Annotated in this window: 22 protein-coding genes and 2 pseudogenes; 17 read left to right on the forward strand and 7 right to left on the reverse strand. The window is 68.8% G+C overall.

The window, feature by feature from the left end; all coding sequences use genetic code 11:
* Position 1 precedes the first annotated feature (1 nt).
* Positions 2-1048, forward strand: coding sequence for a peptidase (locus WJM95_RS32990; protein WP_339134441.1), 1047 nt, complete (start codon positions 2-4; stop codon positions 1046-1048).
* A gap of 174 nt (positions 1049-1222) precedes the next feature.
* On the forward strand, positions 1223-1882 hold the full coding sequence (locus WJM95_RS32995) for a hypothetical protein (RefSeq protein WP_339134443.1): 660 nt from the start codon (positions 1223-1225) through the stop codon (positions 1880-1882).
* A gap of 34 nt (positions 1883-1916) precedes the next feature.
* Here the strand turns inward: WJM95_RS32995 and WJM95_RS33000 are convergent, their stop codons facing one another.
* Together WJM95_RS33000 and WJM95_RS33005 are read right to left on the reverse strand one after the other, a co-directional pair.
* A complete protein-coding gene (locus tag WJM95_RS33000; RefSeq protein ID WP_339134445.1) occupies positions 1917-2828 on the reverse strand; it encodes a hypothetical protein in 912 nt (303 codons plus the stop codon).
* A gap of 34 nt (positions 2829-2862) precedes the next feature.
* Complete coding sequence (locus tag WJM95_RS33005; RefSeq protein WP_339134447.1) at positions 2863-3396, reverse strand: YbhB/YbcL family Raf kinase inhibitor-like protein; 534 nt, start codon at positions 3394-3396, stop codon at positions 2863-2865.
* Positions 3397-3506: 110 nt separating this feature from the next.
* On the opposite strand from WJM95_RS33005, the gene WJM95_RS33010 reads away from it, so the two are divergent.
* On the forward strand, positions 3507-4199 hold the full coding sequence (locus tag WJM95_RS33010) for a GntR family transcriptional regulator (protein WP_339134449.1): 693 nt from the start codon (positions 3507-3509) through the stop codon (positions 4197-4199).
* Positions 4200-4640: 441 nt separating this feature from the next.
* Here WJM95_RS33010 and WJM95_RS33015 read toward each other — a convergent pair whose 3' ends face one another.
* Complete coding sequence (locus tag WJM95_RS33015) at positions 4641-5036, reverse strand: contact-dependent growth inhibition system immunity protein (RefSeq protein WP_339134451.1); 396 nt, start codon at positions 5034-5036, stop codon at positions 4641-4643.
* Positions 5037-5122: 86 nt separating this feature from the next.
* Between WJM95_RS33015 and WJM95_RS33020 the strand changes: the two are divergent.
* The 3 genes and pseudogenes from WJM95_RS33020 to WJM95_RS33030 all read left to right on the forward strand — a co-directional run.
* Positions 5123-5272: pseudogene (locus WJM95_RS33020) on the forward strand (transposase); the annotation flags it as partial.
* 55 nt (positions 5273-5327) lie between these two features.
* Entirely contained in the window at positions 5328-5618 is a 291-nt protein-coding gene (locus WJM95_RS33025; protein WP_339136062.1) for a hypothetical protein, read from the forward strand.
* A gap of 790 nt (positions 5619-6408) precedes the next feature.
* Positions 6409-6768, forward strand: a complete 360-nt coding sequence (locus WJM95_RS33030; protein ID WP_339134453.1) for a DUF805 domain-containing protein — start codon at positions 6409-6411, stop codon at positions 6766-6768.
* 436 nt (positions 6769-7204) lie between these two features.
* Here the strand turns inward: WJM95_RS33030 and WJM95_RS33035 are convergent, their stop codons facing one another.
* Positions 7205-8344: a helix-turn-helix domain-containing protein gene (locus WJM95_RS33035; protein ID WP_339134455.1), complete on the reverse strand. Its 1140-nt coding sequence runs from the start codon at positions 8342-8344 to the stop codon at positions 7205-7207.
* 86 nt (positions 8345-8430) lie between these two features.
* Between WJM95_RS33035 and WJM95_RS33040 the strand changes: the two genes are divergently transcribed.
* From WJM95_RS33040 to WJM95_RS33075, 8 genes are all read left to right on the forward strand, one after another.
* A complete protein-coding gene (locus WJM95_RS33040) occupies positions 8431-9486 on the forward strand; it encodes a ferredoxin reductase (protein WP_339134457.1) in 1056 nt (351 codons plus the stop codon).
* Positions 9487-9493: 7 nt separating this feature from the next.
* The gene (locus WJM95_RS33045; protein ID WP_339134459.1) at positions 9494-10612 is read left to right on the forward strand and encodes an acyl-CoA desaturase; all 1119 of its coding nucleotides are present in this window, start codon (positions 9494-9496) and stop codon (positions 10610-10612) included.
* 622 nt (positions 10613-11234) lie between these two features.
* Positions 11235-11450 (forward strand): DUF6243 family protein, encoded by a 216-nt coding sequence (locus tag WJM95_RS33050; protein WP_339134461.1) that lies wholly within the window; start codon positions 11235-11237, stop codon positions 11448-11450.
* 106 nt (positions 11451-11556) lie between these two features.
* Positions 11557-11796, forward strand: a complete 240-nt coding sequence (locus WJM95_RS33055) for a hypothetical protein (RefSeq protein WP_339134463.1) — start codon at positions 11557-11559, stop codon at positions 11794-11796.
* Positions 11797-12016: 220 nt separating this feature from the next.
* The gene (locus WJM95_RS33060; RefSeq protein ID WP_339134465.1) at positions 12017-12889 is read left to right on the forward strand and encodes a hypothetical protein; all 873 of its coding nucleotides are present in this window, start codon (positions 12017-12019) and stop codon (positions 12887-12889) included.
* 590 nt (positions 12890-13479) lie between these two features.
* On the forward strand, positions 13480-13743 hold the full coding sequence (locus WJM95_RS33065) for a hypothetical protein (protein WP_339134467.1): 264 nt from the start codon (positions 13480-13482) through the stop codon (positions 13741-13743).
* A gap of 309 nt (positions 13744-14052) precedes the next feature.
* Positions 14053-14310, forward strand: a complete 258-nt coding sequence (locus tag WJM95_RS33070) for a hypothetical protein (protein WP_339134469.1) — start codon at positions 14053-14055, stop codon at positions 14308-14310.
* 282 nt (positions 14311-14592) lie between these two features.
* Positions 14593-15054: a DUF4279 domain-containing protein gene (locus tag WJM95_RS33075; protein ID WP_339134471.1), complete on the forward strand. Its 462-nt coding sequence runs from the start codon at positions 14593-14595 to the stop codon at positions 15052-15054.
* A gap of 109 nt (positions 15055-15163) precedes the next feature.
* On the opposite strand, the gene WJM95_RS33080 is transcribed toward WJM95_RS33075, so the two are convergent.
* Entirely contained in the window at positions 15164-15859 is a 696-nt protein-coding gene (locus WJM95_RS33080) for a hypothetical protein (protein ID WP_339134473.1), read from the reverse strand.
* A 167-nt stretch (positions 15860-16026) separates the two neighbouring features.
* On the opposite strand from WJM95_RS33080, the gene WJM95_RS33085 reads away from it, so the two are divergent.
* Positions 16027-16383 carry a DUF6086 family protein gene (locus WJM95_RS33085; protein WP_339134475.1) on the forward strand — a complete coding sequence of 119 codons (357 nt, stop codon included), beginning with the start codon at positions 16027-16029 and terminating at the stop codon, positions 16381-16383.
* Between the two features lie 299 nt (positions 16384-16682).
* Here the strand turns inward: WJM95_RS33085 and WJM95_RS33090 are convergent, their stop codons facing one another.
* Together WJM95_RS33090 and WJM95_RS33095 are read right to left on the reverse strand one after the other, a co-directional pair.
* Positions 16683-17306, reverse strand: coding sequence for a transposase (locus WJM95_RS33090; protein WP_339134477.1), 624 nt, complete (start codon positions 17304-17306; stop codon positions 16683-16685).
* A pseudogene (locus WJM95_RS33095) lies at positions 17306-17785 on the reverse strand (winged helix-turn-helix domain-containing protein); the annotation flags it as partial. The gene WJM95_RS33090 and the pseudogene WJM95_RS33095, both read right to left, overlap by 1 nt.
* Before the next feature lie 189 nt (positions 17786-17974).
* Between WJM95_RS33095 and WJM95_RS33100 the strand changes: the two are divergent.
* Entirely contained in the window at positions 17975-18238 is a 264-nt protein-coding gene (locus tag WJM95_RS33100; RefSeq protein ID WP_339134479.1) for a hypothetical protein, read from the forward strand.
* Positions 18239-18314: 76 nt separating this feature from the next.
* Entirely contained in the window at positions 18315-18635 is a 321-nt protein-coding gene (locus WJM95_RS33105; protein WP_339134481.1) for a hypothetical protein, read from the forward strand.
* Positions 18636-19470: the final 835 nt, after the last annotated feature.

Here is a 19470-nt window from a genome sequence, read left to right on the forward strand (position 1 = left end):
CTTGGCACTGCTGCTGGTCCTGGCCTTCACGCAGACGGCCGGGGTGATGCCGGCGTCGGCAGGGGAGACGAGGGATTCGGCGGGGGAGACGAGGGTGGCCGGAGCGCCCTCTCCTCACGACCCGGCCGCGCACCGCACCATCGGTATCCGGCTGCTCGACGCCCCCGAGAGCCGCAGGGCCGACCCCAGGGCTCAGGCGTACATCGTCGACCACCTCGCACCCGGCTCGACCATCGAGCGCCGGGTCGAGGTCTTCAACGAGTCGCCCACACCCATGCACGTCGACCTCTACGCTGCGGCGGCCACCATCGCCAAGGGCCGGTTCACCTTCGCGCGCGGGCGTACGCCCGACGAGCTGACCAGCTGGACGTCTCTCGACAGAACGAGCCTCGACCTGGCGGCGTCCGCAACGGCGCGGGTGCGCACCACCATTCGCGTGCCCAAGGACGCCGCCGAAGGCGAACGGTACGGCGTCGTCTGGGCGCAGACCGGCACCCCCGTGGACCGTTCGCACACGGTGACGATGCTGGGCCGGGTGGGCGTCCGCATGTACATCGACGTCGGTCCCGGCGGTGAGCCGCCCTCGGACTTCACGATCGACCGGATCCGCTCGACCCGGGCCGCCGACGGGCGGGCGGAGGTCCACGCCCGGATCCACAACACCGGGGGCCGCGCCCTGGACATCAGCGGGGCGCTCTCCCTCCGCGACGGGCCGAGCGGGCTGCGTGCCGGACCGTTCGCGGCGAGGACGGGCACGTCACTGGCTCCTGGCGACGCCGCGGAGGTGGTCGTCCCGTTGGACGCACGCATCCCGGACGGCCCGTGGACGGTGGCGCTCACCGCGAGAAGCGGCCTGGTCGAGCGCACCGCGCGCGCCAAGGTCACGTTCCCGGATTCCCCGGAGGCCGCCGGGGAGGTCGTCGCGTCGGTCACCCGGCAGGGCCAACTCCTGGGGCGGTTGCCCGCTTTGGGGGTCGTAGCGCTCTCCGCCTTGGTCCTCGTCGCCCTGTGCCTGCCGGTCTCCCGGTTCCTCCGGCGCCGCAGATGACCGCGGAAGCCTGAAGCGTTCTTGATGTGAACTGATTGTCCATGACGGCTTGTTGCCGACGACGTGGAAGCGGAGCTGCCGGTGTTCAGGCATGACAGAGGGCGGGCTGGAGCGGGCCGCGACACGGGAGACCAGGGTGGTACGGACCGACCGCGTCGCGGGACGGGTGCGGTCATGACGTCAAGTCTCGGCGTCCTGGCGATCGCCCTGGCCACGGCATGGACCGCTACGGCCCAACACCCCGACATCAGCGGGGCAGAAGGCCGAAGGGCCCCGGCGACGGACGTCTTCACGACGACCGCCCATGCAAAACCCAGGGGCGCCGATCCGGCCAAGGCGGCCAAGAAGACCGGCACATCCAGCGCTGCCGACACCACTGGCAACACCGGCCTCACCTTCACGGTCGTCGCGCCCGCCCACCCCTCCCTGACCCTGGCCAAACGGCACCACGGCACCTTCACCCAGGGCGGGGACGGCGTCTACATCATCACCGCGGCCAACAGCACCGCGGCCGGTCCGACCGACGGCACGAGGGTCACGGTCCACGACCTCCTTCCTGCGGGCCTCAGGGCCGAAAGCATCAACGGCAGGGGGTGGCACTGCATCCGGACGACCCTCACGTGCACCCGCAACGACGTCCTGCCCGCCGGGCACAGCTATCCGGTGATCACCTTGAAGGTCGACGTCGCCTGCAACGCCCGCCCACGAGTCACCAATATCGCCACCGTCACCGGAGGCGGCGACCCCACCCGCCACACGGCGACCGACCTCACCAGAATCGACCAGTACCCCCACCACAGCCACCTGGCCCCCTGCGTTCCCCACCACAACTGACAACAGGACTGCAAGACGCGGGGCGTGGAGGTCTTCACCCTGTGACCAACGCTGTCGCCTCCGAAGTCGGGTCCTGGATCCGATGAGACGGGGCAGCAGCGAACGCGTTGGTGATGGGCGCGATGAGTGAGGCGAAGCGGCGGGCTCCTGTGTTGCCGATCGGAGCCCACAGCGCGGCACAGTGCTCGTCCGTCTCCCCTTCTATACGTTCGCGTGCGGCACTGCCGGCGTCGGTGATCACGGCGTGGGAGTCGAGCCAGCCGCGCGCGACGAGACGAGCCGTCGCCGCGCTCCACTCCTCGTCGTTCCACTGACGGGTCGCTCGTGCCAGAGCTGTCGGCAAGCGGCCGGTCGCGGTGTGCAGAACGAGACAGTCGCACGGACCGAGGCCGTTGTCGGCGAGTACGACGAGATGGGCGTCGCCGCGCCATTCGCGCGCCACCGTGATCTGCTGCCAGAGTGCGACGAGGGGGTCCGGGGGAAGCGGGACCGAGGCGTTCGCGGCGGCCAGTACCTTGCCTGCGTAGTCGGCGCCGGCGAGGACCCGATCGATCAGCGAACGCGCCTCGGCGAGGCGGTCGTCCGAGAGGTCTACGTTGACGCGCCGCATCGCCCGTCCCGCGGCCAGGAAGCGGGCGGCCTGCCACCGCTCGGGCGGCGCGGCGTCCCACACGCCCGCCATGGCGCGTACGGCCCGCGGGCTGAAGTTGTAGAAGGCCGCCAGCGTGACCTGCCACGGAACCGCGCCCATCGCGGCCGACCGGAAGGCCAGATATGCCGGCCCGCGGTCGGTCACTCCGAGTTCGGCCGCCTCCTCGGCACTCTCGGGGGCGAAGTAGATGAACAGGTGAGCGGCGCTGACGGCGCGGCTGACGTCCCCTACTGCGCTCAGGTCCATCGGGTCGTCGTCGGGGCGGGCGGAACCGGGAGAGTCGTCGAGGTGCATGGCGCTGGTGCCTCCGGGAAGTTGGGCGGCGCTGTCATGCGGGCGTTTCGGCAGTGGCGAGCAACACCGCGCGCCCGAGGGTGTGACCGGCCATGGTGAAGCCGAGGACGGCCGGTGTGGCGTCGGCCGGAACGCCTGCCGACGGGATGTCGAGGGCGTGCACGACGATGAAGTAGCGGTGCGGGCCGTGCCCGGACGGCGGGGCGGCGCCGATGTAGCGCGCCAGCCGGGCGTCGTTGGGCAACTGGTAGGCGCCCTCGGGCAGTTGTGACCCGGTGTCGTCGCCGGCGCCCTCGGGGAGCTCGGTGACCGTGACGGGAATGTCGGCGACCGCCCAGTGCCAGAACCCGGACCCGGTGGGGGCGTCGGGGTCGTAGACGGTGACGGCGTAGCTCTTCGTGCCGTCCGGGGCACCACTCCAGGACAGCTGCGGCGATGTGTCCTTCCCGCCGGGCAGGCCGGAGGAAAGCTGCTCGGGCGGCCACGCGGCACCGTCGGTGACGGTGGTGCTGGTGACGGTGAACGAGGCCGCCTGGGGGAGGCGGGCGAAGGGGTTATGGGCAGGCACAGCGGTCGTTCCCTTCCGGACGCGGGCGCCCTGATCGGCTGATGAATCGACGATAACACGGATAATCGATTATCCAGGGGATCGTCTATGTGGTCGTCTAGGATGAGCCCATGACTCAGACGGCGCGCCCCTCGATCCCGGCGGGGAAGCAGATGCTCTCCGAGCAGGTCTACGCCCACCTGCGGGACGCGATCATGCGCGGGGACCACGCCCCCGGCGCCCCCCTCAAGCCGCAGGATCTTGCCAAGGAGCAGGGCGTGAGCCTGGCCGTGGTGCGCGAGGCGCTCGTACGGCTGGTCGGTGAAGGGCTCGCCGACCGGTTGCCCAACCGCGGTTTCGCCGTCCCGTCCTTCTCCGACCAGCGCTGGCAGGAGATCGCGGAAGCACGCCGGACCATCGAACCGGTCGTCCTGCGCATGTCCGTTGAGCGCGGCGACGTCGACTGGGAGGCCCGCGTGCGGGCCGCGCACCATCGTCTGGTTCGCACTCCGGCGTATGTGCCGGAGGAGGGCGAGTACTACACCGATGCCTGGGCCGAGGCGCACAGGGCCTTCCACCGCACGTTGCTGGAGGGGTGTGGCAACCGCGCGCTGCTGGAGACCTTCGACCGGTTGTGGACGGCCAGTGAGCTGGCCCGCCGTTGGTCGGCGCACCGCGACCCCGACCGGGACGGCGCGAAGGAACACCGGATGCTGGAGGAGGCAGCGCTGGCCCGCGACGCCGACACCGCAGCCGCGATCCTGGTCCAGCACCTCACCTTGACCGCGGCCGCCCTGACCGACGATTCAGGTCCTGCCATGTAGTGCCGCATCAGCAAGCGTTCGCCCTGTTCACGGCCTCGCGGAGTAGCTCGTGGCCGGCGTGCTTGTTCCGCAGGACGACGGAGCGGCGTCACCGCTGGCCGGGCCCGTGGCAGCGGTCGCTCCAAACGGCGCTCCATCGGGCCCCCGGCCGGACCCGCGCAAGGGCAAGCCCTGCCCAACCAGGAGGATCCGGGCCGTGCGGACTGCGAACGCGACGTGCCGAATCCTCAAGGTGACCGGAAGGACAGTCGCTGACTGGATTGGCTGGAACTACGGCTCAAGAAGGCTCGCGATCCGCTGGGCTGGGCAATGGTCGGCATCATGGTCCGCCGACTCACGCGTGACCGACCGGCAACTCGTCCCGGTCCGCGCTCGCTCCTGCGCGATGCTGCGTGAATGCGGCGGCCGCCCCGTCTGCCCGGAATCCCCTGCGTCGGTGCTCTATTGGACCAGGAAGCGTTCGACCTTTTGTTGTAGGTCCGGGGGCAGGTCAGTCAACTTCGAGACGAACCCGCGAATCTCTGGGCCGAGCCCGGAGAACTCGGCCCAGACCGATGGGTTCCTGGTGAGGACTGCGGACAGCAGATCACCCTCGTACATGTGTCCCTCTGCCATCGGGTTCTCCCGCAGTACCTCCACTGCCAGTGGCAGGAGGTGGGGCAGGCCGATGTCCTGCCCGATCAACAAGCGCATGTCCTCGACGGTCAGTTCGCCGATCGGCCGACGCCGCAAGGCATGTGCAGTAGTGAGAAGACGAGTATCACCGGCTGACGGAGCCGGCCAGCAGTCACGTTCAAGCTCTTCGAGGGATCGGTCACGGTGCGAGGAGCGTGTCACCGAATGATCGTCCCATGACCAGATCGCAAACCGGTCTGATCTTGTCGTTTGAGGTCCGGCGTCGAGGCGGCTCGAACTCGGTCGGCGTCGTCGAGCGACTGGTCGCCGCCGGCCCGTCGCGGCCGGGTGACCCCGAGGTGCGGGTCGTGTTGGACGCGGGATACGACGCTCCGCGCATTGCCCACGTGCTCGCCGCGCTGCCGGTCGAGATCCTCGGCCGGCTCTGCTCTGCCCGCGCGAACCTCCAGCCAGCCCACGAGGTTGAATGGCTCCATGGTGCGACGAGAGGGCATGACGAAGCGACGGCCTCCCTTTGGCGTGCCGAGGAGCATCGTCCTGTTGGCGACACCGGAAGGCTGGCGGCACAGTGTTCTCACCGAGGAAGGCGGGATGCTCTGCGGACGCCTTGCCGACCTGGCGGCCAACGCCGACCCGGCCGAGGCACAGGCCGCAATGGTTGCCATGGTGGTGGGACTCGCACACGACTTCCACGAAGCTGACGCCGATGTGATCTGGGATCCGCCCGAGGAACCCGGGTCCTGGACAGCTCAGGTCACCGTTGCAAGGAAGAGCTCTCTGTAGCCGTGAACCCGAGAACCGCGTACCGGCTCGGCGCGGCCAACGCGGCCAACGCGGCCAACGCGGCCAGTGCGACCGAGCCCGACCGCGCACCGTCCACGACGGTGACCGTCCATCAACCGGCGACCAATTGTGCTGCGCCCAGGGGGAACAGCGCCGGCAAGACCGTCGGTGGAACGACCGCGATCCTTGGCCCGATGCCCAGTTGCATGTAGGCACCGCCAGGGCCATTGCCTCGTTCGCAAGCGCGAGCGGTGACTCGATCAAGTCCTACCCGGTCCAGCAGAGACCGTCTGTCTGTTCGCGGTAAGAGTTCATGCCCTCGGCATCAGATGGGCGTATACCCGCAGCGTCAACTCCGGCTGGGGCGCTGTCGGTACGTACGGGTACCCGCGCACGGGAGTCGAGGCCCCCAGCGGGGCGTCCACGGCCTTTGCCTCGACGACAGGTCGTCATGTACCCCAAGCGCGGGTCGACTTATGGGGTTTGACCCCTCTGCGTCTCCGAGGCCCGGAGTCTCAGCCCCGGGCCGCACTGAGCGCGACCTCAGTCGAGAACACGAACACACGGCTGGGCCGGTCGGCTTCGGAATTTGTGCGTTGGCCGGCGCGCGCCACGGCCACGGACTCTCACGCACCGCAAAGCAGGCGAAGTTGGCCTCTATCCGTGCACTTACGATCACCGATCGGCGGCTTCCCGGTAACTTTTTGACCAGCGAAAACAAGCCATCTACATTCCGCGCTGGCTTGTTCTTTTCGGACTTGCCTCACCGCTCACGTCCCTGGGGGGACCCATGCACTGGTACATCGACGTCCTCAAGAAGTACGCCACCTTCAGCGGCCGCGCCCGCCGCCAGGAGTACTGGATGTTCACGCTCATCAACTCGCTCATCTATGTCGCCCTGGCGGCCATCGGCATCGGTGTCCTCAACACCGTCGCCATCGCCGCGGTCTACGAGCTCGCCACCCTGATCCCCAGCCTCGCGGTCAGCGTCCGCCGCCTCCACGACACCGGCCGCTCCGGCGCGTGGCTGTTCTTCGCCTTCGTCCCGCTGGTGGGCGCCATCACCCTCCTGGTCTTCCTGGCCACCGACAGCAAGCCGGAGCCGAGCGAGTACGGCCCGAACCCGAAGCTGGCCGCCGCGGCCGTCTGACATCCCCCGCTCGCGGTGGCTGTCATCCCGGGGGAGCGACGGGCCACCGTCGCTGACCTGACTGCTTCACAAGGGTGAGGGGCAGCAACCGTCGCGACCGGAGTCAGTCGCCGGCAATCGCGTGCGACCGCCCGGCCGGCTGAGCGCACCTCAGCGACCGCCGTGCACATGGTTCGTATCGAGAAAGCCACGCAAGTCAAGCACAGACGGCCCCAGGGACACCCCTGGGGCCGTCTGTGCTTCCCGTCCGGGAAGATCCGGCGACGACGAACAACGACAGTCGTCGCCAGCTGACGCATCGGCAATGTGGTCGTCATCCGGCTGGACGGGTGAGGGCGCGACCCGGGGTGGGCGTCCAGGATCTCTGCGGCGCAGTGATCGCCCCTGCCACGACACGCCCACGATCCGACGCGATCGCGGACGGTCGCAGCTTGCGTCAGCGGGCGCCAAGACCAACCGCCAGCGTCAGTTCGAGAACCCGATGCGGCGACGCGAGATCCGGAAACAGTTCCCGCAGCTGCGTCATCCGGTACCGGACCGTCTGGGGATGGACGAACAACGCCGCCGCCACCTCGTCCCGCCTGCCCTGGTGCAGCAGCCACTCCCGCAAGGTCTCCTCCAGCCGCCGCGCGGTCGCGACGGGCAAGGTCCGCAACGGCGCGAGGGCTCGGGCACGCAGGTCCGCGAAGGCGTCCCCGTCCGCGCTCAGCACCAGCTCGGGCAGGTGGTCCTCGGTGTCGCGAATGTCGGAGGAAAGGGATCGCGCGCGTACGGCTCGTGCGTACGAGGCGGACGCACGAATCCAGGGCCGGGCCGGGCCGACCACGGCGGTGCGGTCGGTCAGCTGCCGCAAGAGATGGGACCGGTCGGCATCGCGGACGAGCAGCACACCGGTGGCGTCCGGCAGATCGTCGAGGACGAGGGTGCTCGGGTCGAGCGCGCGGTAGGCAGGCCGGGCCTGGGCGGCGGGCAGCAGGACCGCGGTCAGTGAAACCGGAGGCTGCCACCCGGCCCGTTGGGCAGAGGCCAGCAGTACGTCCGGGCTCGCGCCGGCGAGGAGGTCACGGGCCAGGTGTTCCAGGTGTCGCTCTTGATCCCTGCCCCGGGCGGCGAGTTCGTCGGCGTGGCCCGCGGCGCTCGCGGCCGAGAGCTCGTCGATGTAGGCGAAGGTCAGCTCGGCGAACTTGGCGACCGCGGCGGCGGGCAGACCCGCGGGTACGGCACCCGCCGCCAGGCACCGCCAGGCCACGCGGGCGCCGACTCGGTAGGCGCTGAGCAGGGCGTCCATGGAGCGGCCGTCGCGGACCTCGCCGCGGCCCAGCTCATAGGCCGCGTCACCGCCGTCCCCGCCCGCCGCGTTCCCGCTCGCGAGGTCCAGATAGTGCCCCAGGGCGGTGCGGACGGCTCGCCGGATGGTGCCGCCCATGCTGCCGGAAAGGGCGTTGGCGTAGGAGGGGACCTCGTCGATGATCGCCTGGACGACCTCGTCGGCGGTGGTCTTCAGCGCGGCCCGAAGCACGGTGACCGTTGTCTCATCCAGGGCCAGTTCGCTGGCCCTCCGGGTTACATGGCTCACGTTCTATTCCCTGCGAACAATTCCGTCGATCAGATTCACGTCCTGCGGTCAGGACTTTACGCCCTGAGACGCAGCAAGCTGGGGCCATGACGAGTACAGCCCTCCGCGGCAGGGCGTGGAAACTGCTGGAGATGGTCACGACGCCGTTGCTGCCGTCGGACTACCTCGACCTGGTCAGCCCGCTGCGCGCGGGCGCCGACCTCCGGGGGCGCATCGAGGCCGTGCACCCCGAGACGGGGGACGCCGCAACCATCGTGATCAGACCGGGGCGGGGCTGGCGCGGCCACACGGCCGGTCAGTACGTGCGGATCGGGGTCGACGTCGACGGAGTGCGCCTGTGGCGTGCCTACTCCATCACCTCACCGACGAACCGCGAGGACGGCCGCCTCACGATCACCGTGAAAGCGATCCCGGACGGCAAGGTCAGCAACCACCTGGTGCGCAACGCGAAACCGGGCACGCTGATCCAGCTCGACCAGGCGACCGGTGACTTCGTGCTGCCGCGGGCCAAGCCCGCCAAGGTGCTTCACCTGACGGCAGGCAGCGGCATCACGCCTGTGATGGGCATGCTGCGCGACACCGGGTTCGACGACGCCGTCATGGTCCACTGCGCGCCACGGCCCCAAGACGTGATCTTCCGCGGCGAACTGCGCGACCTGGCCGGGGACGAGAAGCTGCGGCTCACCGAGGTGCACACCGACACGGACGGGATGCTCGACATCGCCCGTCTCGGCGAACTCGTGCCCGACTGGGCCGAGCGCGAGACCTGGGCGTGCGGGCCCGCGGGCCTGCTCGACGCCGCCGAGAAGCACTGGGCCGACCACGGCGTACCGGAGCGTCTGCACACCGAACGCTTCCGCCCCGGCATCGTCGTCACCGGCGACGGCGGCACGGTCACGTTCAGCACCACCGGCAAGACCGCCGACGCGGACGGCGCCACGCCGTTGCTGGACGTCGGCGAGGAGGCCGGCGTGCTCATGCCCTCCGGGTGCCGCATGGGCATCTGCTTCGGCTGCGTCACCCCGCTCAAGGCAGGCGCCGTCCGTGACCTGCGTACCGGCGAGATCACCGAGGCCGAGCCGGGCGTCCTCATCCAGACCTGCGTGTCCGCCGCGGCGGGCCCCTGCGACATCGAACGGTAGGAGCACCTTGACCGCCATCGACCCCACCGCCCACCTGTCCGCGGAGCAGATCGAGGAGCTCGGCCGCGAGCTGGACGCGATCCGCGACGAGGTGATCGCCAGCCGCGGGGAGAAGGACGCCGCCTACATCCGCAAGGTCATCTCGGCGCAGCGCAAGCTGGAGCTGGCCAGCAGGGGCGTGCTGCTGTTCTCGCTCTTCCCGCCCGCGTGGCTGCTCGGCACCGCGGGTCTGTCCGTGGCGAAGATCATGGACAACATGGAGATCGGCCACAACATCCTGCACGGCCAGTGGGACTGGATGCGGGACCCGAAGATCCACTCCACCACCTGGGAGTGGGACCACGTCTCGCCGTCCGACCAGTGGAAGCACTCGCACAACGAGCTGCACCACACGTTCACCAACGTGATCGGCAAGGACAACGACCTCGGCTACGGCATCATGCGCGTCGACGAGGACCAGAAGTGGCACCCGTTCCACCTCGGCCAGCCGCTGTGGAACTTCCTCAACGCCTGCTTCTTCGAGTACGGCATCGCCGCGTACGACCTGGAACTCGGCAAGAACCTGCACAAGCGCCGCCGCAAGAACCCGGAGTTCCGCGAGCGGGCCAAGGCCGTGGGCCGCAAGATTCGCAAGCAGGTGCTCAAGGACTACGTGATCCACCCGCTGCTGTCGGGCCCGTCGTTCCTCCCCACGCTCGCCGCCACCTTCACCGCGAACCTGGTCCGCAACATCTGGTCCCACTCGGTGATCATGTGCGGGCACTTCCCCGAGGGCGTGCAGGTCTTCGAGCGCCGGTCGATCAGGGGCGAGACGCGCGGCCAGTGGTACCTGCGCCAGATGATGGGCTCGGCGAACATCAGCGGCAGCAAGGCCATGCACTTCATGACCGGCAATCTGTCGCACCAGATCGAGCACCACCTGTTCCCGGACCTGCCGAGCAACCGGTACGCCGAGGTCGCCGTGAAGGTGCGCGCGCTCTTCGAGAAGTACGAGCTGGAGTACGTCACCGGGCCGCTGCCCAAGCAGGTGTTCTCCGCGTGGCACAAGGTCGTCCGGCTCTCGCTGCCGAACAAGAAGCCCAAGGTCAAGGCGCCGGACCGCGAGCGGGAGCTCGTGGCGGCCTGATCCCCACGAGGGTGGCCGGAAGCGTTCCGGCGAAACGGCCGTGCCCGGCGGGCACGGCACGCAGACGGTCGAGGACGGGGCGGTCCCCCGGAGAGGGCCCAGGCGGCTGCGGCGCGCCTGGGCCCTCGTCCTCGCCGCGGTTCAAGTCCTGTTGCCGGTGCTCCTGGTGGTGCCGTTGACGGCCCTGTCCGCTGCTCCTGAGCAGGTACTGCCTCCGTCCGGGACTTCCTTTCTCACTCTCGAGCCCGGCCGAAGAGCCACTCCTGGAGCTGTGCCAGGCCATGGCCGCACAGCGAAGTGAGACCGCGGCCTCCTTTCCAGCTAGAGCCGAGACCCACAGGGGCCGTGCTCGCGGACGGCCAACAGCCGACGGGTGCCGGTGCTGCGAGATCCCCGGAAGGAGACGGCTGACCCGGGGCACGTGCCAAAGCCCTGCCGAGGCCGGTCGGAACACGTTGGTCTGCGGGGCCGACGGAACCGGGTAACGTCGTTGTCATGTTCTTCCAGGCGCCGATGTACGAGTGAGAGCGTGATGGGCCCCTGCTGACGTCTTTCGACGTCGCCCGCTCGTCCCTCCACCGATGAATCCGTAGATCACTTCACATCATTACCGGGAGAACCCGTGACCGTGAGCAAGAACATCAACAACCCCGTGGGCATGGGCGGCGGCCAGCGCAAGAGGCTGTCCCGCGCCGAACGCCAGAACCACGGCCCGCACCGCAACCTCGACCGCCAGAGCGCGGCCGACCTGAAGGCGGAGCTCGTGCGCAAGATGCGCGAGAAGGTGGGCGCGGCGGAGGATGCCGGGCAGGCGGGCGACGACACGGCGCAGAGCTGACGTACCGCCGCCGCAGGGCGACCACAGGCCGGGCCCGGACCGCACGCTGCGGTCCGGGCCCCGTCGTCGTAGAAGTGAATGTGGCCCTGGACCGGGCGGGGCTAGGGTGGCGGCGCACGACCCCGCGATCGGTCTGGAGCAGTGCATGTCGTCGCTGGGTGCATTGCGAGCTCTGCTGGGTGAGCCCGCCCGCCGGCAGCGGAACCCGGACGACTGGACCGAAGTCGAGCAGTACCACGGCGTCGAACCGGAAGAAGCCTTGGAGCTCTTGGCACCGGAGGATCTTGAGGACCTGGTCGCAGCCGGTGAGATCGGCCCGGTTCAGCCGAGCTTCAAGCCGCTCTGAGGGCTGGGCCGGGCGGTGAAGAGCGCCGAGCGTGCCGCCAGGATTCTGACGACCGCCTGACGATGGGCGTGCGGACGAGGGACCGCGTCCATGCCCCTTGCGTGGCCCTGGAGAACGAAGGGGGGAGACCCGTGTTCGGGCCGAACGTCCGGCACCGCCCGGGCGTCACAGGTCTGGCGTCGGATTCGGCTCCACTCCACGTTTTTCTTTTGGGGGCATCATGCGGTCCGTCAAACTGCTCGTCACCCTCGGCCTGATCGCCGCCGCGGCGGTCGGATGCGGCGACCAGGGCGCAGCCTCCGGTGGTCATACCGGCGACCACAGCCCCCGCGACCGGGCGCGCCGTGTGGCTGCCGCCTGGGAGGGCTCGGAGGCGGCGCGCGCGTGGCGGGACGGCTACTACCCGCTCGGCGCCGCCGTTCAGCTTCCCGAGGGGGCTTTTCACAACGACGCCGACAAGCGCGCGTACACCACCCAGAACTTCGAACTGCGCGCCTCGCTTCCCGGCGCACCGGTGAAGCGGGGGAAGGTCCGGTGGGGCGACGGCGACTCGCTCACCGTCCCCCTGACCTCGGCACGGGCGGCCTACGACAAGCTCGGCCGCGGCCGGAACTCCGGTCCGGCCCTTACCGTGACCGGCGTCCGACTCGGTGACATGACGATGGCGACGAGTCGGGGAGCTGCGACGGTGCCTGCCTGGCTCTTCACCATCAAGGGCTACGACACCCCGCTCAAGCGCGTCGCGGTCACGCCCTCGGAGACCCCCCGCTCTCCGATCGGGGCCGTACGGGAGCAGACGGCCGAACTGGGACCGCTCGCCGGGCTGGAGGCCATCGGAGGGGACGGCAGGACGCTCACCCTGCGTGCCGAGCACGGGGCGTGCGACGACGGCCCGGCCGTCGACGTGCTCGAGGCCGGGAGCATGGTGGTGTTCTCGGCCTCGGTCCGGGGCACCTCCGACGGGCCGTGCACCTCCGAACTGCGCGTCGAGAAGGTGAAGGTGAAGCTGCGTCGACCCGTGGGCGACCGCATCCTGCTCGACGCGTTCACGGGCAGGCCCGTTGCCTACGGGCGGTCGGGCTCCGACTCGTGAAGGCGCGGCCCGTGGCCGAGCGCGATGGTCATCACAAAGGGGGCGGCGGCGCGCACTGAGGGTCGGTCGCCCAACGACCGGCCGGCGCGCCGGCCAGACCCTGGCGACCGTCCCGCCTCGTTCGCATCAGGCCCCGGCTGCTCTCCGATGCGGGCGGCCCGCGCCGACGCGTGCCGTGGGTTGGGCCGGCCGGCGGGGGTAGCCTTCCCGTCCGTTCGAAGATCGTCGGAGCTCCCCGTGCTTCGTGTACCCCCGCCTGAGGGCCGGCATCGTAGGCCCGAGCCGACGCCCTGACATCAGCGGCCGACACCAACAAGCGATAGCAACGACGGCCAGCACCAGACCTGAGTGAACCTTCGACCGAAGCACCGAGTTGGTCGACTCGCGTCGACAGCTTCGCGTGACGGACCGGATGAATATGAGAGCCGGGCTTTCAACGCTGCGGCCGGCACGGGTGCTGTTCCAGTCCGTAGACGCCGCCCTGTGGCTTGGCTCAGTCATATGAGACTCCGGCACGAAGCCGCTCACGCCCGGGTGGGTACACTCCCGTCCGCTTGGGTCACCTGGCCCTCACCATGGGGGATCGACACATGTACTCGACCATCAGCGCGTTGGTTCGCGGGGCGAAGCGTCTTTTCGGACCGGTGTGGGGGATCAGGATCGTCAACCTGGTGCTCTTCATCTATTTCAGCGTGGGGACGATCACCGACGAAGGCGGGAAACGTGTCTTCGCGATCGCTGGGGCTGTCTTCGTCCTGATCGAGACGGGACTGATCGAGTGGGAGCGTATGCATCCGCGGCCGAAGAATCGGCGACGAAAGGTCTTGGGCCCGTCCGAGGTGGATCAGCCTTGACGGTTGTTGCCCAGCCGATCAGCGCGGGCCAGAAGCCCTACCTCACTCTGAAGCACCCCTCGCGTCAACTGATCCCAGGGCCGCCTGAACTGGACATTCGGCCGACGGGCATGCGTGGGCCGAGGTAGTCCAAGCCGCACCTCTGTGCGAATCTTTGGGCAGGTCGGTGTACCGCTTGACCTCAGTCTCGGAGCCGGGAGGGCACCACCGATGATGGATTCCGATCAGACTCCAGGCAGGCCACCCGGCTCATACGCGGGCCCACAGTGGCATGCTGGGTCCGGCCCCTACCTCTCGCCCGGTGGACCAGTGCGCCCACCGGAAGTATGGAACAGTGCCGCCATCGCCGCGTTGCTCCTCTCGCTGCTGTCGTTGCTGTTGCTTCTCGGCCTCGGCGTCCTGGGGCTGCTCGTGTCGTTGCTCGTCTTCACGCCGCTGGCGCTCGTCTTCAGCATCATCGCCGGCATCCAGGTGGCCCGACGGGGCCAGCGCGGCATGGGCCTGGCCGTCATGGGTTTCCTCCTCGTGGTGCCGGGATGGCCGATCACCGCCTTCCTGTTGTGGTGATCGCGCTCTCTGCCGAGAGGAAAACGGCGTCGTGCGCAGACCGATTGGCAGCTTCCTTCCCCCACACAAAGGCACTTGCCCCGTCGTCCGGCGCGGTCAGGGGCAGCAAGGCGTCATGGAGGTGCGTGTCGGCCAAGGGGGAGTACGGGCGTGGCCACCACGGACGATCAGTGTCTTCTCGGGTGCTACTCAACCTGAAGTCGTGATGTTCGGCTGCCACCGGCGTCTGAGACCTGGGGAAATGGGTTCGCGCCCGGTCGGCTGTCCTGCGATCGTGAGGACGTGCCAGAGGACCTGAGGAGGCAGCCGGCCGCGCCGGTGACGAAGTGGTCGGCTGGGTCGCTCCGGATCACGAGCCGCACGGTCACTGTCGGCGAGATCTCGGGTCGCCTAGGAATCCCGGCCGACCAGCAGTTCGAGCGGGACAGCGCGATGAGCCCCCGCAACCCGACCAGTGCTCGACGCGAGACCAGTGTCTGGCTCAGGCGAAGCGGACTTCCTGATGACTCCGACCTCACGGACCATGTGCGGGTGCTGCTCGCGCTGGTCGACGGGCATCGCGAGGAGTTGGCGAGCCTGTCGGCCGACTGCGATCTGGAGCTGTGCCTGGGCTTCGGCAGCGAGAATGGTCAGGGAGACTGTGTCCTGCCCGCTCCTCTGCTCTCCGAGGTCGGTGCGTTCGGGCTGGATGTCGTGCTCGACCTCTATCCGCCCGAACCGACCATGACCGACGCGTCCGCATGAAGGATAGGCGGGCCATCTCGGGCGCTCGGGCGAGCCATCGACCCCCACGATCACGTTTTCGTGCACCGTGCTCCGAGGGGTTCGCCGCGCCTCGAAACCGGGCACGTCACTAGCTGGTCCACGGCAGGCGAACGGCTTCGATCTCTACGTCCGCGAGCAACGCCTCTACGAGCGGTCGGGGACCGCACACCTTGGTGGCCCAGAGGTCGTAGTCCGTGCAGACCACCCAGGAGCGATCTGCTGCCCACAGGTTGGACGGGGTGTACAGGATGTCCGGATGGTCGAAGAGCGCGTGAGCGTCGCCCAGGCGGCCGGAGTGGACCTGCTTCTTCTCGAAATCCCGCGCGATGATCGGGTTGTAGGAGGCCAGGCAGGCGGTGTTCGCCCCCTGAAGGCTGTGAGCGGTGAGAAACCGGATCAGCTGGTCCCATGTCGGCCTGTCGAGGCTGCCTTCGGTCGGCCATTCGACGGAGCCGGACACGATGCCCGGCTCGTTCGCGGAGGGGAAGCAACGAAAGCAGGGATACAGGCCTTCCGGCACGACCGCATCACCAATACGGGCAGCCAGTTCAGCCCAACGCAGCCGTTCCCAACCAGGGCCGGGGTGCTCGTCGCGGCTCTGACTGTGGTTGACCGAATCGTCGGCGGTCGCCCCCCGCTCGTACATGCCGCCGAGCACCCAGGCGGCGTCGGGTAGCCCCGGTGCCTCGTAGCCTGTGAGGCCGTCGTCCTGAGCGAGTTCCGCGAGCCAGTCAGTCTCCGAGGCGAACGCGGGAGCCCACAGGGCAAGGAAGTCGTCGGGCATCCCGCCAGGCTACGGCCCCTCAAGGAGACCAATCCGACCCGGTGGGGCTCCCCGGCCAGGGATGGCAGCTGGGGTGAGCGGCGGGCAGCGGCGAGGCCTTGGCGTATATGTTCGAGGAACTCCGGGCGCCAGCCCCGAGATCGGCCTGAGAGTGTGGAGATCGTAGATTGAGCTACCCCTATGAACTGGGCGGAGAGACGCTGTGGGACGCGGGCTACTACAGCGGAAAGCTGTACGCCTCCCTTGCGCGGGGCGCCGCGGAGTTCGTGGAGCTGCCGACTGGCCTGACGCCAACGCCTCAGGGGAGCTGTGACATAGAACTGTCGACTTTCCGTGCCTTCGTGCAGGGTCTCTACGCGCAGTACTCCTCGACCTCGAATCCGGTGATGCACGGTCTGGCGCGCGGCCTGCTGGTCACCTCGCTCGTCCTCCTCGAACGCGCGGGCGCTCCGATCACGTTGAAGCCCGAGCACGAGGAAGCCCTGACGGAGGAGAGGACCGCGTTCGCACGTTCCATGGGATAGGGCATGCAGCCAGAGCTGCGGTCAACGGAACGGTAGGCGAGGGCCACGTAGGTTAGGGCCGCGTGTGGCGGCTGACACCAACACCTGAGACCAACAGGCTCGGACAGCGGCGGTCTGTGTCGAACCGCGCAGACGCTCAGCCGAGGACCACGGCCGGTTGACCAACGTCGACGACGCCCGATGAACGACCTGACAAGGATGAGGCCACAGGCTCAAACTCCTTGGACGGGGAGCGTACGGCTACCACCACCAGTCGCCACCGTCCGCGAGCGAGCGGTGCAAGTACTGACTTCGGCGCATTAGGGTGGCGCTGGCTCGTCGAGGGTCAGGCCGGTGCCTGCTATGAAACCGTTGAGAGTGTGGGGCCGGTACTGCAGGCGCTTGAGCCGGTTGCGGACCAGGACTTCGAGCTGGTCGAGAGCGACGACGGCGAGGTTGGCCAGGCTGCGCTTGACGTGGGCCCATACCCACTCGACTGGGTTCAGGTCCGGCGAGTACGCGGGCAGCAGGAACACCGTCAGCCAGTCACGCTCGGCGATCAACTCGCGCATGGCGTGGGAGACATGGGTGTTCAGCCGGTCCCAGATCAGCACGATCGGCGCCTTGACGAGGTGATGGGTGCCGTCGATCAGCGCGATGAAGTCGCGCTCGCCCATACTGCGGCGCTTGCCCTTGCCCGCGGGGTGGGCGATCAGCCGATGACACAGCCGGGTCCGTGACCCGGGCCGCATCGCGATCAGCCCGGCCACCGACAGCCGTCCCGAGCGGCGTCCGCTGATGGTCACGACCGGGGTGCGGCCGCGCCGGCCCCAGGTCCGTCCCCTGGGCGGCCGTCGCGTGAACCCGGCCTCGTCCTCGAAGCAGACGTAGCCTGCGCAGGCCGCCCGGGCCCTTTTACCTCCGCCCAGGTCGCCTCCTTCCACACGGTCACAGCCTGCTCGTCACGCTCGGCGACCCGCCGGGTGGGGACCTGCGGGCTGAAGCCGAGCCGGTGCATCAGCCGTGTCGCCCCGGAGACGCTGTAGGAGACGTGGAACTTCCGGCCGATCAGCGTGGCCACCCTCCCTGCGGTCCACACCTGGTCCTCCACCCAGCCATGCGCGGCCGGCCCCTCATCGAGGTAGCCGGCCAGCTTCTCCAGGCAGCGCGGAGACAGCCGGCACCGCGAACCACCCGGGCCCCGAGAGACCAGAGCCTGCACACCACCGTCCCGCCACAGCTGCTGCCACTGATAGGCCGACTTCAGACTCACCCGCAGGCACCGCGCCACCTCCAGCGGCTTGATGTCCTGCTCGAACAACTCGGCCGCCTGCATCCGGACCGTCTCCCGGCGCTGACGTCCCGCAGGACTCAGCCCGCCCCCATCCGCATATCTCACGCACCACAGATACAACCACCACACCGGCCCTATCAGGCACTCCGAGCAAGTTCACCCCAACGAGCCGAAGTCAGTATCGCCCCGCCGCTCCCGTCCAGCGGTCCGGCCTGTGTGCCGGGCGGTGCCTGCTGAGGCACCAATAGGGTGCGCGGAGTGAACGTATGCGTCGAAGCCTCGTTCGATGCGGCTGTGCCGGACGGTCCTGGGGCATCGTTGGTCCGGTGGTTTCGTGCCGCCCGCACCGGGCTGTACAGCGGCCTGGTGGAGGCGGAGGCCGGGAGCGGGGGAGGGGTCGTCTCCGAAGCGCAGATCCGCCGGGACATCGACGACCTGGTGCGCCGCTTCCCCCGCATCGGGAAGACGTGGCCGCGGTTCGAGGAGGAGCTTGCCGCGTTCCCGTGGGGAGCCCAGCTCGTGTTTCTCACGGAGGGCGGGGAACTGGCCACCTGGGTCGGGCGAGTTCCTACCACGTCCTGAGGGACGGTTCCATCTGGCGCGCATCGGCTCTGGTCAAGGTCAATTCCCGGATGACGCCCCATCCTGCACCGCGCTGGTGGACTTCCTGTACGCCGTGCTGGATGGGAGCAGCCCCCTCTACGGCCACATCGAATGGGACGACTTCGACGAACTCACCAACCTCGATGCCGTGCTGCGCCGCAAGCGGCGCACGTCCCTGCGCGAGGGCAGGCAGTTCCTGCGCGGCTACGCCTGGGTGACGGTCTGTCCGGCGGAACTTGCGGCGCGCCTCGGCGGCGCATCAGCGGCTGACACCAACAAGCGCGAACAGTGGTGGCCGAAGCCGAACCTCATTGGACACTCGGTCCAGGCTCACTCTCGGTTGGCTGGCGTCGACAGCCTTCGGTCATCGACCTGATAAGGATGAGGCCGCTAGGGCAATCCTGCGACGAGCCAGGAGCCTCGACCGAACGCAGGGACGGTCAGCAGTTCAGAACGGTGCGGTTCCTTCACCGACGAAGGACACAGAGGTTTCATCGTGGGGGCCGGCCAGAAGACGGATCTGGCGCACTTGGCCGTTCTCCAGGCGCAAGCGAACCTCATTGCCTCTTATGGCGCCTGCCAGCCCTGGCGGAAGATTGCACAGCACGCAGCCCCACGATCCCGTGACAGGCAGGAAGAGACCCAGGTCGACCTCCACGGCGATCTGCTGTCGTCAAGGATCAGCCAGCCGTCCTCGGAGCGCAGGTGGTCTGCCATGCCTCCATCGTTCACCCGCGGCGAACCTAGCGGGCGGCTCGCAGGCGTCGCCATCGGCCGTGAGCGGGACTCCAGCCGTAAAACTCCGCTGACTGCATGATCAAGGTCACGGTATGTGCCACGGCCGTGCCACAACGGGCGGGGAACCTCGGGGAGTGGCGGGCACTGGCGTGATCTGGGAACGAGAACGGCCCCTAGAAAGCGCCCTTGCTGGTCAGGGGCCGATCCCGTGAGGGTGGCGGCGCCAGGATTCGAAACCTGGGAAGGCGAAGCCGGCAGATTTCAAGATTGTCCCCCTGGGCTCACCGCAGCAGATCGAGGTGAGCGAGCAGGCGCAGCACACCGGCGAGGTGATCAAGATCGTGCCACAGACCGAGGACATCCTCAGGGAACTGCCTGCCGGCAGTGTGGGTGGCCGGCCGGTGGGGGACCGGATCCTCCTTGATGCGTTCATGGGCCGGCCCGTTGTCCGTGGGTGGTCTGGCTCCTGGTTC

This window comes from Streptomyces sp. f51 (assembly GCF_037940415.1).
In the GTDB taxonomy this organism is placed as follows: Bacteria; Actinomycetota; Actinomycetes; order Streptomycetales; family Streptomycetaceae; genus Streptomyces.

Bases quoted from the DNA above. Each gene is read 5' to 3' on its own strand.
- WJM95_RS32995 (WP_339134443.1), top strand. From the start codon at position 1,223: ATGACGTCAAGTCTCGGCGTCCTGGCGATCGCCCTGGCCACGGCATGG.
- WJM95_RS33000 (WP_339134445.1), bottom strand. From the start codon at position 2,828: ATGCACCTCGACGACTCTCCCGGTTCCGCCCGCCCCGACGACGACCCG.
- WJM95_RS33010 (WP_339134449.1), top strand. From the start codon at position 3,507: ATGACTCAGACGGCGCGCCCCTCGATCCCGGCGGGGAAGCAGATGCTC.
- WJM95_RS33025 (WP_339136062.1), top strand. From the start codon at position 5,328: ATGACGAAGCGACGGCCTCCCTTTGGCGTGCCGAGGAGCATCGTCCTG.
- WJM95_RS33030 (WP_339134453.1), top strand. From the start codon at position 6,409: ATGCACTGGTACATCGACGTCCTCAAGAAGTACGCCACCTTCAGCGGC.
- WJM95_RS33040 (WP_339134457.1), top strand. From the start codon at position 8,431: ATGACGAGTACAGCCCTCCGCGGCAGGGCGTGGAAACTGCTGGAGATG.
- WJM95_RS33060 (WP_339134465.1), top strand. From the start codon at position 12,017: ATGCGGTCCGTCAAACTGCTCGTCACCCTCGGCCTGATCGCCGCCGCG.
- WJM95_RS33065 (WP_339134467.1), top strand. From the start codon at position 13,480: ATGTACTCGACCATCAGCGCGTTGGTTCGCGGGGCGAAGCGTCTTTTC.
- WJM95_RS33080 (WP_339134473.1), bottom strand. From the start codon at position 15,859: ATGCCCGACGACTTCCTTGCCCTGTGGGCTCCCGCGTTCGCCTCGGAG.